Source organism: Lysinibacillus odysseyi 34hs-1 = NBRC 100172 (assembly GCF_001591965.1).
In the GTDB taxonomy this organism is placed as follows: Bacteria; Bacillota; Bacilli; order Bacillales_A; family Planococcaceae; genus Lysinibacillus_B; species Lysinibacillus_B odysseyi.
The window spans coordinates 398,148-412,406 of record NZ_BCVX01000004.1 but is presented as its reverse complement, the minus strand read 5'-3'; the positions used below and the strand labels follow the sequence as shown (position 1 = coordinate 412,406).

Genomic DNA, 14,259 nt, shown 5'->3' with positions numbered 1-14,259 from the left:
ACGTTTGTCTCTTTCTATTAAGAAAGAAAATTATTGTTAACGTCTTGCTTGTTCAGTTTTCAAAGTTCATCTCGTTGCCGCTTTTTAGCAGCGACTTTATTATATTAACTCATCCTTAATTCGATGTCAACACTATTTGAAAATATTTTTCTGCAATACTTCCGTGCATTGTTCTCTCGTTAAGGACAAGTAATAATATACATCATACTTTTGCGCTTTGCAATAGTTTTTTCAAAAAAACTTTCATCTTTTTAAAATCTAGAATAAAGAGCGATATACCTCCTACTACAACTATACCTCCTATTATTTGAGAGCTAATTAGTTTTTCTGCAAAAATGAAATATGCTAAAATTGCAGCGCCAACCGGCTCAAATAATATAGCGATAGAAATAGTATTAGTGCTCACCCATTTTAATGACCAATTGAATAATGTATGACCTAACAGATTCGGAACAATCGCAAGCATGCCAAACCAAAACCAATCTGTCGATTCATACGGGCCAAATGATTGCCCCGCGATTAGTACATAAAAGAACAGACATATTGTACTCACGCTATATACAACCATTGTATAAGTTATTAACGATAATCGTTGCCGTACATCCTGACCAAATAATAGATAACCTGTTATAAGGGCACAAGCAATCAACGCGAGTATATCCCCATATAGGGCAGAGCCGCTGACAAGGAAATCCCCCCAACTGATTAGAAAACTTCCAATAATTGCTATACTGCCTGCTACAATGGTTTGGAGCGACACCTTTTCTTTAAAAAATATATATGTTCCGATAAATGCAAACAGCGGTTGTAGGGTAACCAATACAGTAGAGCTCGCTACTGAAGTGTAATTCAATGATTCAAACCATAAAATAAAGTGAAATGCCAAGAAGACGCCAGCGATTGCCGAGAAGATCCAATCCTTTTTATTAAGGAGTTTTATCTCCTTCCTATATTTCAAGAAAAATAACGGACTCATAATAAGGATCGAAAAAAACATACGATAAAAAGCAATTACAGCTGATTCAGCATTTGCCAGCTTCACAAAAATGGCTGACATTGAAACTGAGAATACCCCAATAATAATCGCTATGTAAGGTCTTGCCTTTTCATTAAACATCTATTCACCCCCTTAGCTTTATTTATTTTACCTCAAATGCGTTCATTCGCAATACGAAATACGAGAAAGGATGATAATATGAATTTCTTATTAAGTGATTCGTTGTCTATTGAAATATTAATCAAGTTAGTAATTGCCGGCACGTTAAGTTTAATAATCGGGATTGAGAGGGAATTGAAAAAGAAGCCCGTCGGTTTAAAAACCAGTCTTGTCATTGCTACATTCAGCTGTTTGCTTACGACTATTTCTATTGAAACGGCCTATATGACCCCTGCAAGAGATGATATTAATATCACTATGGATCCATTACGCTTAGCAGCGCAGATAGTGAGCGGGATCGGTTTCTTAGGGGCCGGAGTTATTTTGCGACGCGGAAATGACAGTATAACAGGATTGACTACAGCCGCTATGATTTGGGGAGCAGCAGGTATCGGAATTGCAGTCGGGGCCGGCTTTTACTTCCAGGCGTTCGCTACTGTTCTTATTGTCGTTTTTGGTATCGAACTAATCGCCCCTTTTCTTATAAAGATTGGGCCTAAAAGATTGCGTATGCGGGAATTATCATTAAAGGTAATGATCACTGATATTTCTAAGCTACCAGTCTTAATCGATAGAATGACAAAGCTGGATCTAGTAGTGGAACATGTCGGCATCCGCGATATTCCTCTGAAAGATAATATTTTCAGGCATGAGGTAAACATCCGCTTCTCTACTCTCATTCCAAAGGATACATTCTGGATCTACACGATTTTACATGAGCTAGAATTTATCGAAAGAATTGAGATTGATTTCTAATGTATTGGAGAAGGATATAAAGGGCAACTTATTCTATTAAGTAAGGAGGTTGATGTATGGGACAGTTTTTCCTACTTTTAAAGGAAGGGAACAAGCCTTCTTTTATCGCTGCATTGGTCAATTTATTTTTAGGCCTCATTAAAGGGGTGGCATTTTTCTTTACTGGCAATGTCGCCATGTTTGCAGAGATGATGCATTCATTAGGAGATGCAGCAAATCAATTTTTTGTTTACATTGGCTCAGCATTATCCAAAAAAGCACCTACCCCTAAGTTTCCAAACGGTTATGGAAGGGTAGTCAATCTTGTTTGTCTTGGTGCCGTCCTTATCGTAGCAATTCTTTCCTATGAAACAATTAAAGAAGGATGGCATCACTTTATGCATCCAGCCAATGAATCCACCGGCACGCTTATTGCCCTTGGAGTTTTATCAATTGGGATTGCTTTAGAAGGTTATGTTCTTCATAAAGCCGCCAAGGAAATTTTACATGACGTGAACGTCCAGCATACCGCCATCATGGCAATTCCTATCTCCGCTAAATATCTGAACCGAGCTAAACCGGCTACCAAGCTTGTATGGATGGAAGATCTAGTAGCGACAAGCGGGAACGTACTAGCATTCGCAGCTATTGTTATCGCCTATTTTACAGGGTTTCATCGTATTGAGGGACTGGTATCAATGATTATTGGACTTATGATGTTTTACGTAGTAGGCAGGGTCTTCCTTGATAATGCAAGAGGAGCAATCGGTGAGACAGATGAAGAGATGATGGTTCACATCGGACAACTTGTGATGGAGGATCCTCATGTAAAGGATTTAGCCCGCTTGGAAGTTGTAAAAGAAGGGGAATTTCTTCATGTAGAATTAGTAGCGGAGACAGACCCCGAATTGTCCCTCGCCTATCTCGATGATGTACGGGATGAACTAACAAAATTAATCATGGCTCAAAAAGGGGTTACAAAAGTTACAATCGCGTTTGATGAGGACGACAAAATTACCCTTTGGAAAAATAATTGATAAACAGGCCTACCTTTAATGAATAAAGGAGGCCTGTTTTAATTATTGACGCTGATATTTTCTTATATGAGACGGACTTTTCCCGGTAAATGTATTACAAAGAAGCCTCCAAAATAGCGCGCACATCTTCCCGGTCAAGCTTATTAAAGTTTCCGAATGGCCCATTAAACATCGTATGTTCAATAATACCGTCAAACTCAGCTTCTGTTATATTATAATCCGCTAGACGGCTTGGTGCCCCAATCGATTGCCAAAATTCACTTAAGCGCTGAATCCCTTCCGTTCCTACTTCCTCATCAGAACGTCCTTGGCGCTCAACACCAAATACCTTCTCTGCCAGCCGAGCAAATCGTGCTGGATTGACAGATAGATTATGACGCATCCAATTTGGGAATAGAATGGCCAGCCCCGCCGCATGTGGAATATCATAGTAGGCAGAAACAGCATGTTCGATATTATGAGTTGCCCAATCCCCTCTAGACCCAATGGATAAAAAGCCGTTCAGCCCCATTGTACCGGCAAGCATTAATGTTTCACGGTATTCATAGTTAGCCGGTTCTTTTAGTGCCTTTGGTGCCACTTCAATAATTGTGCGTAAAATTCCTTCGCTCATTTCATCTGTAATAGGTGTGTTCTCTGCATTGTTAAAATATTGTTCGAAAATGTGTGTCATTGTATCTACTACACCATTTACGGTTTGATCTACCGGTACAGTAAATGTGTAGCTAGGATCTAAAATCGAAAATGTTGGGAAAGTAGCAGGACTGCCCCATCCTAACTTCTCCTTCGTTTCTAGATTCGTGATCACGGAGCCTGAGTTCATCTCAGATGCCGTGGCAGCTAAAGTTAATACTGTGCCTAATGGTAGAGCTTCCGTTGCAATAACTTTTTTCTTTACAAGATCCCAGGCGTCTTCTTCAATTTTCGCTCCGGCAGCAATCAGCTTCGCACAATCGATTACAGAACCTCCCCCAACTGCAAGCACAAGGTCAATATCTTCCTTCTTACAAATTTCAATCCCTTTTCGGGCTGTGGAAACACGAGGATTCGGCTCGACACCAGACAGTTCAAAGATTTCTTTTCCTGCCAACGCTTTTGTCACATCATCATATACACCATTATTTTTAATACTGCCGCCCCCATATACAATCAACACTTTATGATAAGGAAGCGCTTCTTTTTCCAGCTGTTCAATACTATTTTTGCCGAAATGCAATCTGACTGGATTCCAAAACGTAAAACTATTCATATCCCAACACCTCTTTTTTAATAATTAATTTATCTCTTTTTGGCAGGTCTTATTTCCTGACCATAAAAAAAGAGCTGTGTGAGTACTCACACAGCTCTATTTTAAACATATTAAACCCATCCACGGAAGCGGGAAGCCTCAGCCGTACGACGGACACCTACCATGTATGCTGCTAGACGCATATTGATGTTGCGGTTTGTTGCTGTTGTATAAACATTTTCAAACGCATCCACCATTTTACGGTATAATTTCTCGTGTACTTCTTCCTCTGTCCAGTAGTACCCTTGGTTGTTTTGTACCCATTCAAAGTAAGATACTGTTACACCACCAGCTGATGCAAGCACATCCGGTACTAATAAAATTCCACGTTCAGTTAGGATTTTTGTTGCTTCTGCTGTTGTAGGGCCGTTTGCAGCTTCTACAACAATATCAGCTTTAATGTTATGTGCATTTTCTGCTGTAATTTGATTTTCAATAGCAGCAGGCACTAAAATATCACAGTCTAATTCTAGAAGTTCTTTATTTGTAATTGTGTTTTCGAATAGTGTTGTCACAGTTCCGAATGAATCACGACGGTCCAATAAATAGTCGATATCTAATCCGTTCGGATCATGAAGAGCACCGTAAGCGTCTGAAATACCGATTACTTTCGCGCCTAAGTCACTCATGAATTTTGCAAGGAAGCTTCCTGCATTCCCGAAGCCTTGGATTACAACGCGGGCACCTTTAATATCCAGGTTGCGTTTTTTCGCCGCTTCTTGAATAACGATTGTTACTCCTTCAGCTGTTGCACGGTCACGGCCTTGTGATCCGCCAAGAACAATCGGTTTACCTGTGATAAAGCCTGGTGAGTTGAATTCGTCCATACGGCTGTATTCATCCATCATCCATGCCATAATTTGTGCATTTGTGAAAACGTCCGGTGCCGGGATGTCCTTAGTCGGTCCTACTACCTGGCTAATTGCACGAACGTAACCACGGCTTAAACGTTCCAATTCACCCATAGACATTTGTCGTGGATCGCAGATAATACCGCCTTTACCTCCTCCGTATGGAAGGTCTACAATACCACACTTTAATGTCATCCACATGGAAAGTGCTTTTACCTCTTCTTCGCTAACCATTGGGTGGAAACGCACGCCACCTTTTGTTGGACCTACTGCGTCAGAGTGTTGTGCACGATAACCAGTAAATACTTTTGTCGTGCCATCGTCCATTTTTACAGGAATGCGTACTGTTAATAAACGTAGCGGTTCTTTTAGTAAATCATACATTGCTTCGTCATAACCAAGCTTGCCTAACGCGTCCTGAATAACTTCCTGTGTTGATGTGAATAGGTTTAAATTTTCAGCCATTATAAATTCGCCTCTTTAAATTTAATTATTGATAACGCCAACATTGTAACATACTTCTTATAAGAGTGGGCTATTATTTTGTCACATTTTGAACACTTTTGAGATTTTGTTCGTTTAGTCATGGTTGCGCTTACATTAAGTGTTAATTATCGCAAATAATTAGTGATTTTCGACCTAATAAAGTCATTACCATGTCAATTTCCAATTAAAAATTCTCAAATACTATTTTTGTATGCATACAATGTCCTAAACAATAAGAACGCCCTCTTTATAAATTGGTTCCAAGCACATTAACGACTCCCAAAAATTCAGCTCCGGCCATGCCTTCTTACTTTCAGATAGATCTATGAAGCTGTTAATTGAAGAAGCGACTAAATCTTACTATCTGCACCGTTTCCGGGAGTACACCTTAAATAAAGTAGATGCCAGTTCTATTGCCTGCTATAGCAGCAAAAAGAAAAACTCCCTTTCCTACAGCAAATAACCGGTACAGCTTTAATAAAACATGCGTCCATCTTTCTATTTCTCTTGTAACATCCATTTTCACCGCTGGATGAGCATGCCGGTTGTCACGTTGGAAAATAGACGTGTGACTTCTAGTTATTTGCTGAATTATGAAATAGGTTCTTTCTCTTTAAAGATATGCACCCTTTTCTGCTACCATATAGGCAGTACATACCAAAAATCATTTCATTTTTTACTCGTTTTGATAAGCCAAATCATTTCGGCCTATTGAAAAACCGGTGAACAGCTTCTATTTTGTATCACATCCCTTTCTACTCTTCTCAATTAAAGAAGGAATTTTTCTGCTATATCTATATAGCAAATTACTATCCTTTCTAATGCTTACCCTTTTTCCTCAAAATTAAAAGGCACAAAGAAAAGCATTCTCTGTACCTTACCATTCTCTATATTAGCTAAAAAGGAGACCCGTTACTCTCCTGATTGGTCAATCCAGTCCTGAAGCTTGCTTTTTAATACTTGAAAACCATTTGCATCGTCCTCATCTACCCTATCCTGAAGCGATTTACGCGGCAGCTGCTCACGTTTTTTCGGATGTGGAGCTTCATGCAATACACGGATGGATAAGCTGATTTTTTTCTCCTCACCATCCACCTCTAGTACTTTTACTGTAATTTCATCGCCAACCTTCAAATAATCGTGTACATCCTTTACAAATCCATACGTAATTTCCGAAATATGAACAAGCCCTTGTGTGTGTTCGTCCAATGCCACAAATGCCCCGTACGGCTGGATACCTGTAACTTTTCCGGTTAGCACGTCACCTACTTCATATTTTTTTGCCATAGCTTAATCCTACTTTCTCTTTACTTATATACGAAAATGTCATGTTAAATTATAACATATAGGGAGATATGCCACAAAGAATGTCCCGTATATCTACTCCACTTTTCTTCCGTTTCCTTTCCTTCCCTGTTTTATCTACAGCGAACCTGCACGGTAAATATAAGAAATTTTTAGAGAATAACTATGTTTTCATAAGGAAATGCGTTAAAATGAATACGTTTTTTACTTTTAAGGAGGTTTTACTTTGTCATCTAGAGATCAATTCGCCTCCAAGATCGGTTTTATATTAGCAGCAGCTGGTAGTGCAATCGGACTTGGGGCAATTTGGAAATTCCCGTATATGGCAGGAACAAATGGAGGAAGTGTCTTCATTTTGCTGTTCATCTTATGTACAGTCATTATCGGACTTCCTATTTTAATTGCAGAATTTATGATTGGTCGCCGCGGTCAGCTTGATCCAATCAATTCATTTAAAACACAGGCACCCGGTAAGCCGTGGTATATGGTCGGCTGGCTCGGGCTTATAGCATGCGGTATCATTCTATCATTTTACAGTGTTGTAGGCGGCTGGATTTTAAGCTATCTATTCCGTGCTGTTACATTACAATTAACTGGACAGGGTTTGGACTTCGCTTCTTTATTCAGCGATATCATTGCAAATCCCCTAGAAGTTCTCATTGCCCAAGGCGCCTTTATGTTATTAACCTTACTAATTGTCCAAGCAGGCATTAAAGGAGGTATCGAGGTCGCGAGTAAGTGGATGATGCCTTTGCTGTTCATCTTCTTTATTCTGTTATTTATCCGTTCTGTTACGTTGGACGGTGCCATGGAAGGCATAAAGTTCATGTTCGTACCAGATTGGTCATATTTAAATATCAAAACGCTGTTACTAGCACTCGGACAGGCATTCTTCTCTCTTAGTGTCGGCGTTTCAGCGATGATTACCTACTCTTCCTATTTATCTCCAAAAGAAAATATCGTAAGTTCTGCCGGTAACGTGGCAGTCATGAATATCATTATTTCGATATTAGCTGGTCTTGTTATTTTCCCAGCTGTTTTCGCACTTGACTATTCACCGGAGCAAGGGCCAGGGCTCGTGTTCGTTATTCTCCCTGCTGTATTTGAGCAATTGCCAATGGGCGGTCTGTTCTTGATTATCTTCTTTATTTTAATACTATTTGCAACTGTCACTTCTGCTATTGCCATGCTGGAAGTTGTAGTAGCAATCGGAATCGGACAGAAGACGGAAGGCCGTAAACGGGCTTCGTGGATTTTCGCTGCTATTATTTTCCTTATCGGCATTCCGAGTGCCCTTTCCTACGGGGTAATGAGCGACTTTACAATCATGGGAAAAAACTTCTTTGATTTTGCTGATTATATAACAAGCAGTATCTTGATGCCGATTGGGGCTTTATTGATTTCATTATTTGCTGGATTCCATTATTCAAAAAAGGTCTCACAGCAGGAACTTAATTCCTCCTCACTTCTTTTTACCATTTGGCTAACAATTGTACGTTACCTGGCACCGATTGCGATACTCATAATTTTAATAAGAAGCGCTTTTGCATAAGAAAAAGCTTGGTCCTATTTTTCGGGCCAAGCTTTTAGAGTGAAGACAAAGTCTTTTTATGACTTTGTCTTCACGTATTTTTTTGTAATGCCGCAAAAAGAAGTTTAACCCAACCTGTCCTGAAAACGCTTGCCAGACAAGGCGCGCCGATGAGCGAAGACGCGAATAGAACCTAAGTTCATGAGCGGACGAGCGAGGCAAGCAACGCGGGATGAAAGCGTTTGTCAACAGGTTGAAAGCTTGGTCCTATTTTTCGGGCCAAGCTTTTAAATTTCAGTTTTTAGACATAAAAGGGTCATTTATCGAAATGCTTACGTATTATAATGAACTTATATAGTAAAAATTCGAAAGGATGTGCTCACTTTATGAAAATCGTGCTCCATGAGTTATTAAAACAGCTGAGGGAAGAACGAAATTGGTCTCTTGAGGATTTATCACTGAAAACGCAGGTTGGGGTCGAAAAATTGGCAATGTACGAAAAAGGTGAGTTAACACCTTCCATTCAAACCATCCTGAAATTATCGACCGTTCTAGAAGTACCTGCCTCTAATTTAATGGATACAGTAGAAAAATAACTCCAAGCCCCTCACTATCCTTCCTGGGCAATTGATCTAGCTTCAATAGAAAAACAAAACTCGGCAGTTGCCGAGTTTTTTAAATAATGCACTTTGCCTCATATTTTATGGCGATCAGCTTGCGGGCGATTTCCACACAATCCTCAAACGGAATCCATTGTTCAAACGAAAGCTCATACACTTGCTGAATGACTTTTCCCAGCTTACTTGGATCGTCAATCTCCTGAAGGGCTGCCACTACATCCGCTGTCTCCGTATCATAATTGTCTTCACCTATTTTAAACGGGTCCCACTTTGCAAGCATTGCTACAGCTTTTTTATTCATTTCAATATTTTCCACAGTAACTCCCCTGACTACTCTTTTCATTATTTTGTATGATAACATAACTATGATACTACCAAAAAGAAAAGAGTGATAGTATGTCAATTTTTGATGAAGCTTATGTAAGAAGAAGTACACGCTCAGTAAAATGGGACAGAATGGATATGGTTTATAGTATCCCTGACGCCTCGGAAATTTTGCCGATGTGGGTAGCAGATATGGATTTTGCTGCACCTCAGCCAGTTATCAAAGCATTGCATAAACGCTTGGAGCATCCGGTGTTTGGCTACTCTTATGTTTGTGATGACTGTAAGGAATCCATTGTTTCCTGGTTTAAAAAGCGGCACCAATGGACAATTGATCCGGCAACAATTCTCTTTAACCAAGGGGTTGTACCAGCAATAGCCAGCATAGTAGAGACGTTCACAGAGCCCGGGGATAAAATTGCCGTTTCAACACCTGTCTATCCCCCGTTTTTCAATGTCCCTAAGCATCAGCAGCGGGAAATCGTTTCCTGTGATTTAGTAGAAGCCAGCGGAACTTATCACTATGACTTCCAAAATCTCGAGGAAACTTTTAAACAAGGGGTAAAAATGTATATTTTATGTAACCCCCATAACCCCGGGGGAATTGTTTGGTCAGAAAAGGATTTAGAGCGCCTTGTTGAGCTTGCCATTCAATATAACGTCTTTATCATTTCGGACGAAATTCATGCCGACCTACTAATGGATGGTAACAAGCATATTCCGTTATTAACAGTAAAACGCGCTGAGGAGGCAAATATCGTTACATGTATTGCCCCTACAAAAACATTCAATATTGCCGGTATTCAAGCTGCAATGATGGTCGTACCAAATGCACAATTACGCGCACAGCTTGAACAACATGCCCTTGCACATGGCCAATTTGAGCTGAATACATTCGCTCCTGCAGCCATCCATGCTGCCTATACACACGGAGAGCAATGGCTGGATGAACTGCTAAGCTACTTATCGGAAAATATGGATTACATTATTAAAGAGCTGACTACCATCCCAGGCATTCAAATAGCAAAACCGCAGGCAACCTACCTGCTTTGGATCGATTACCGCGCAACAGGGTTAGAAGAAAAAGAAGTAATGGACCGGCTGTTGACAATCGGAAAGCTGGCCCTCGAGCCGGGTACTAAGTACGGCGAGGCAGGACGCGGCTTTTTACGAATGAATGTTGCTGCTTCATTTGAAACAATTAAAGATGGGGTACAAAGATTTAAGAAGGCTTTCGCATAAAGTATTCTCTACATTTCTATTCCCCTCCCGGCGAGCGTGTCCTATTTCATAGGGCACGCTCGTTTCTTATGAAAGAATAATCAATTTTTTCTTAATTATGATAAAATATAGAAATATATTTCACTTTTAATGGAGGAATCCATGCCTTTTTTAGGAAAAAGATTTAAAAAAAATATATCGCTTCGTCTGCAAATGTTTATTTTTTCATTTTTTATCGTATTGTTTTCTGTAGTCACAAGTGGTTTTATCATGTTGCATAATATTTCTGATGCATTTGAAATGGAGTTCGGGTCACGGGCCATAGCCATCGCCCGAACAGTCGCCCTGCATGGGGAAATTCAGCAGACAGTAGGTACTACGCAAGGTTTAGAAACCATCCAACCGATTGCAGAACGTATCCGTCTTGCGACCGATGTAGATTATATCGTTGTATTTGATACCGATGGGATCCGTTATTCCCATCCTTCTGAAGCGAAGGTTGGCACCTTATATGAAGGAAGCGACCAAACCGAATCTCTATCACAGCATGAATATATTTCTAAAGCCTACGGTGTGCAGGGCTATTCTATCCGTGCATTCGTCCCTATCATGAATATAGAAGGTTCAAGACAAATTGGGGTAGTAAATGTTGGTATTCTATCACCTAAATGGTACCACTTGATTCAACAATACCGAACAGATATTATGATGTCCTTATTATGGGGGCTTGTCATCGGGTTAATCGGCTCCATATTAGTAGCAAATCATATAAAACGGCAGACGCTGAATTTGGAACCTTACGAAATTGCCCGGATCGTCGAGGAGCGTTCCAGTATGATGCAGGCAATGGATGTAGGGATTTTAGCAACAGATGAAGAAGGGCATATCACATTTATTAATAGATTGGGACGACAATATACACACTTTTTTGGCACAACTACTACATTGCAGGAATTGTTCAAGAATACGTGGGTGGCGGAAGAAAAGCTTATAAAGCATGAAAGTCACCGCCCACTTCTCATTCAGGACCAAATGTATCTGGTAAGGACATTTCCTATTCAAGCACATGATAAGTTAGTGGGACATCTTATTATGATGACCAGCCGCCGGGAAGCTCATAGTTTAGCGGAGGAGCTGACAGGAATCAAGATTTTAGTAGATTCCCTTCGTGCCCAGCAGCATGAATATATGAATCGGTTACATAGTATTGCAGGGTTAATTCAATTAGACCGGAATGAGGAGGCAGTAAGTTTGATTATTGATGAAATAACGGACGAGGAAGAACTCATTCAGACCTTACGCGATAAAATTTTTGACTATTCTATTCAAGGTCTTCTGTTAGGTAAATACTCGCGGGCAAAGGAACTCGGCATTTCCTTAACCATTGACGATACATCGTTTCTCTCAGACTTTAAAAATGGGATTTCAAGCGGGGATCTTGTCACCATTTTAGGAAACATTTTGGATAACGCAATGGAGGCATGCCTTCAGCGTGATATTAGAGATGTGCATTTACTATTACAGGGAAACAAAAATTTCCTGTTTATCGAGGTACAGGACAGCGGCTGTGGTATTAGCGGCCATTCTCAAAAAATTTTTGAATATGGCTACAGCACGAAAAAACGGGATGGCCGAGGAATTGGACTTGCGCTCGTTAAGCAATTAGTAGAAGCCAATAATGGGATAGTTGCAATAGAATCGGCTATTGACATAGGAACTACAATGACGATTAAAATCGGGGTGGAATAAGTATGACAAAGCTTTCAGTATTCATAGTAGAAGATGATCCGATGGTTTTGGAGGTAAACAAAGGGTTTTTAAGTAAAATAAATGACTTTGTCTGTATAGGTGAAGCTTCAACGGCAAAGGATGCGTACGAAAAGATTTTGCAGTTGAAGCCGGATTTAATTTTGCTTGATATGTTTTTACCCGATTTTTCAGGAATGGATTTATTTCTTCGTTTACGGAATGAAAGAATTCCATCTGATATTATTATGATTACGGCTGCACGTGATGCCCCGACAGTTCAAGAGGCAGTACGATTAGGGGCTTTTGATTATTTGATTAAACCTTTCCGCTTTGAGCGTTTCCACCGTGCTTTGCAGGATTATATCCGTTATAGTAAACAACAGCCTGTAAATGGTTTATATGGCCAGCAGGAAATAGACAGTATGCTTGGTCTTAAAGAAGAGGAGGCTAGTCTTCCTAAAGGGTTAAATGAGATGACGATGAAGCAAATTGTAGAAGGTCTGCAGGCGGTAGATTCGGCTGTCACTTCTGAGCAGCTTGCTCAAAACGTTGGTATGGCACGGGTAACGGTGCGGAAATACCTTGATTTCCTGGCCCATAAAGAGAAAGTAGTCATTGAACTAAAATACGGCACAGTCGGACGCCCAACGAAATACTACTCTCTAAAGTAATGCTTAAAACGCTTGTATCAAAATGATACAGGCGTTTTTATTATGTATTATAACAGTTATATTAAAATATCTTTTGTTATATATCAAAAAGACCAAAATGTTCTTTATTAACATAATATTGTTTATTTTGTAATTTTATTTACAATTCAATTAATCTCATAAAGGTTTGAGGTGTTAGATTGAAGAAAATCATTACACGCTCTTACTGTTTCCTTTCCATTTGTTTGTTCTTATTGCTATTGGCAGGCTGTCAAAATAATCAATCGTATCCTACAGACTACGAGCAGCTTAGTGAAGATGAGCGGCTGGTCATTCGCTTTTCCCACGTTGTCGGTGAAGATACTCCAAAAGGAACAGCAGCTCGAAAATTCGCCGAGCTTGTAAAGAAATACAGTAACGGCTACATAGAGGTACAAGTTTTTGCAAACGGGACGTTATATAAAGACAGCGAAGAATTGGAGGCATTGATGCGCGGCGATATTCAAATGATCGCACCGGCTACCTCAAAACTGACTCACCTTGTTCCTGAAATATCGGTGCTCGACCTGCCTTATGCTTTTCGGTCATTAGAGGAAGTTCATGACTATTTGCAGAGTGAAGTTGGGCAGGAGCTGACTGAAAAACTGCAAAAGCACAATCTATATTCAGTAGGTATATGGGACAGCGGATTTAAACAATTAAGCAATAACATAAATCCCATCTACACCTTTTCCGATTTGAAAGGGCTGAATATGCGGATTATGCCAAGCGACATATTATATAAACAATTTGAAATAGCTGGCGCCAATTCAAAAAAGATTGATTTTAATACAGTCTTTAATGAATTAAAAAAAGGAAGCATTGATGGTCAGGAAAATACACTATCCAATATTTCCAGCAAAAACCTTTATTCACTCCAGCACTATTTAACGATATCCGATCATGGTTATTTAGGTTATCTGCTCCTCTTTAACTATGAGTTCTGGAATAGCCTTTCACCAGATGTGCAGGCCATTTTAGTAAGCGCTTTACAGGAAGTCCAGCAATGGGAGTGGGATTTGGTAAATGAATTGAACATTCAAAAGCAGGAGGAAATCGAGCAGTGTGAATGTGTGGAAATCTACACATTGCCTGAGGAAGAAAAGAAGCGTTGGGAAAAGGCTTTTGACCCTGTCTACGACTTTTATAAAATGCGATATCCAGACCGTTATATAAAAGCGCTTCCAAAGTTTTCGTAAGACATTTGGTTATAAAGGACACCACGTTCTTTTAACATATTAATTTAGAGAAATCAGGGGGACAAATC

General features: G+C 39.8%; 13 protein-coding genes. 8 read left to right on the top strand and 5 right to left on the bottom strand.

What is annotated here, in order from left to right; genetic code table 11:
• Window positions 1-202 precede the first annotated feature (202 nt).
• Window positions 203-1,117, bottom strand: coding sequence for a DMT family transporter (locus BOD01S_RS09210; RefSeq protein WP_036156849.1), 915 nt, complete (start codon window positions 1,115-1,117; stop codon window positions 203-205).
• A gap of 78 nt (window positions 1,118-1,195) precedes the next feature.
• Between BOD01S_RS09210 and BOD01S_RS09205 the strand changes: the two genes are divergently transcribed.
• Together BOD01S_RS09205 and BOD01S_RS09200 are read left to right on the top strand one after the other, a co-directional pair.
• A complete protein-coding gene (locus tag BOD01S_RS09205) occupies window positions 1,196-1,912 on the top strand; it encodes an MgtC/SapB family protein (protein WP_036156851.1) in 717 nt (238 codons plus the stop codon).
• Window positions 1,913-1,968: 56 nt separating this feature from the next.
• Window positions 1,969-2,928, top strand: a complete 960-nt coding sequence (locus BOD01S_RS09200; RefSeq protein ID WP_036156854.1) for a cation diffusion facilitator family transporter — start codon at window positions 1,969-1,971, stop codon at window positions 2,926-2,928.
• 94 nt (window positions 2,929-3,022) lie between these two features.
• On the opposite strand, the gene BOD01S_RS09195 is transcribed toward BOD01S_RS09200, so the two are convergent.
• From BOD01S_RS09195 to yugI, 3 genes are all read right to left on the bottom strand, one after another.
• Complete coding sequence (locus BOD01S_RS09195) at window positions 3,023-4,177, bottom strand: iron-containing alcohol dehydrogenase (protein ID WP_036156856.1); 1,155 nt, start codon at window positions 4,175-4,177, stop codon at window positions 3,023-3,025.
• 110 nt (window positions 4,178-4,287) lie between these two features.
• Window positions 4,288-5,532 (bottom strand): Glu/Leu/Phe/Val family dehydrogenase, encoded by a 1,245-nt coding sequence (locus BOD01S_RS09190; RefSeq protein ID WP_036156858.1) that lies wholly within the window; start codon window positions 5,530-5,532, stop codon window positions 4,288-4,290.
• 933 nt (window positions 5,533-6,465) lie between these two features.
• Window positions 6,466-6,840: a S1 domain-containing post-transcriptional regulator GSP13 gene (yugI, locus tag BOD01S_RS09185; RefSeq protein ID WP_036156860.1), complete on the bottom strand. Its 375-nt coding sequence runs from the start codon at window positions 6,838-6,840 to the stop codon at window positions 6,466-6,468.
• 244 nt (window positions 6,841-7,084) lie between these two features.
• Here yugI and BOD01S_RS09180 point away from each other — a divergent pair, with 244 nt between their 5' ends.
• Window positions 7,085-8,410 carry a sodium-dependent transporter gene (locus BOD01S_RS09180; protein ID WP_036156863.1) on the top strand — a complete coding sequence of 442 codons (1,326 nt, stop codon included), beginning with the start codon at window positions 7,085-7,087 and terminating at the stop codon, window positions 8,408-8,410.
• Window positions 8,411-8,775: 365 nt separating this feature from the next.
• The gene (locus BOD01S_RS09175) at window positions 8,776-8,985 is read left to right on the top strand and encodes a helix-turn-helix domain-containing protein (RefSeq protein ID WP_036156865.1); all 210 of its coding nucleotides are present in this window, start codon (window positions 8,776-8,778) and stop codon (window positions 8,983-8,985) included.
• A gap of 79 nt (window positions 8,986-9,064) precedes the next feature.
• Here the strand turns inward: BOD01S_RS09175 and BOD01S_RS09170 are convergent, their stop codons facing one another.
• On the bottom strand, window positions 9,065-9,325 hold the full coding sequence (locus BOD01S_RS09170; RefSeq protein ID WP_174523072.1) for a DUF1871 family protein: 261 nt from the start codon (window positions 9,323-9,325) through the stop codon (window positions 9,065-9,067).
• Between the two features lie 80 nt (window positions 9,326-9,405).
• Here BOD01S_RS09170 and BOD01S_RS09165 point away from each other — a divergent pair, with 80 nt between their 5' ends.
• The 4 genes from BOD01S_RS09165 to BOD01S_RS09150 all read left to right on the top strand — a co-directional run bounded on the left by BOD01S_RS09165 (window position 9,406) and on the right by BOD01S_RS09150 (window position 14,191).
• The gene (locus tag BOD01S_RS09165; protein WP_036156867.1) at window positions 9,406-10,575 is read left to right on the top strand and encodes a MalY/PatB family protein; all 1,170 of its coding nucleotides are present in this window, start codon (window positions 9,406-9,408) and stop codon (window positions 10,573-10,575) included.
• Window positions 10,576-10,767: 192 nt separating this feature from the next.
• A complete protein-coding gene (locus BOD01S_RS09160; RefSeq protein WP_244887298.1) occupies window positions 10,768-12,303 on the top strand; it encodes an ATP-binding protein in 1,536 nt (511 codons plus the stop codon).
• Window positions 12,304-12,305: 2 nt separating this feature from the next.
• Window positions 12,306-12,974: a response regulator gene (locus BOD01S_RS09155; RefSeq protein WP_036156871.1), complete on the top strand. Its 669-nt coding sequence runs from the start codon at window positions 12,306-12,308 to the stop codon at window positions 12,972-12,974.
• 179 nt (window positions 12,975-13,153) lie between these two features.
• The gene (locus tag BOD01S_RS09150; RefSeq protein WP_233153071.1) at window positions 13,154-14,191 is read left to right on the top strand and encodes a DctP family TRAP transporter solute-binding subunit; all 1,038 of its coding nucleotides are present in this window, start codon (window positions 13,154-13,156) and stop codon (window positions 14,189-14,191) included.
• Window positions 14,192-14,259 lie beyond the last annotated feature (68 nt).

Coding starts and splice junctions, on each gene's coding strand:
- BOD01S_RS09160 (WP_244887298.1), top strand. CDS start 10,768: ATGTTTATTTTTTCATTTTTTATCGTATTGTTTTCTGTAGTCACAAGT.
- BOD01S_RS09210 (WP_036156849.1), bottom strand. CDS start 1,117: ATGTTTAATGAAAAGGCAAGACCTTACATAGCGATTATTATTGGGGTA.
- BOD01S_RS09195 (WP_036156856.1), bottom strand. CDS start 4,177: ATGAATAGTTTTACGTTTTGGAATCCAGTCAGATTGCATTTCGGCAAA.
- BOD01S_RS09165 (WP_036156867.1), top strand. CDS start 9,406: ATGTCAATTTTTGATGAAGCTTATGTAAGAAGAAGTACACGCTCAGTA.
- BOD01S_RS09200 (WP_036156854.1), top strand. CDS start 1,969: ATGGGACAGTTTTTCCTACTTTTAAAGGAAGGGAACAAGCCTTCTTTT.
- BOD01S_RS09190 (WP_036156858.1), bottom strand. CDS start 5,532: ATGGCTGAAAATTTAAACCTATTCACATCAACACAGGAAGTTATTCAG.
- BOD01S_RS09155 (WP_036156871.1), top strand. CDS start 12,306: ATGACAAAGCTTTCAGTATTCATAGTAGAAGATGATCCGATGGTTTTG.
- BOD01S_RS09205 (WP_036156851.1), top strand. CDS start 1,196: ATGAATTTCTTATTAAGTGATTCGTTGTCTATTGAAATATTAATCAAG.
- yugI (WP_036156860.1), bottom strand. CDS start 6,840: ATGGCAAAAAAATATGAAGTAGGTGACGTGCTAACCGGAAAAGTTACA.
- BOD01S_RS09175 (WP_036156865.1), top strand. CDS start 8,776: ATGAAAATCGTGCTCCATGAGTTATTAAAACAGCTGAGGGAAGAACGA.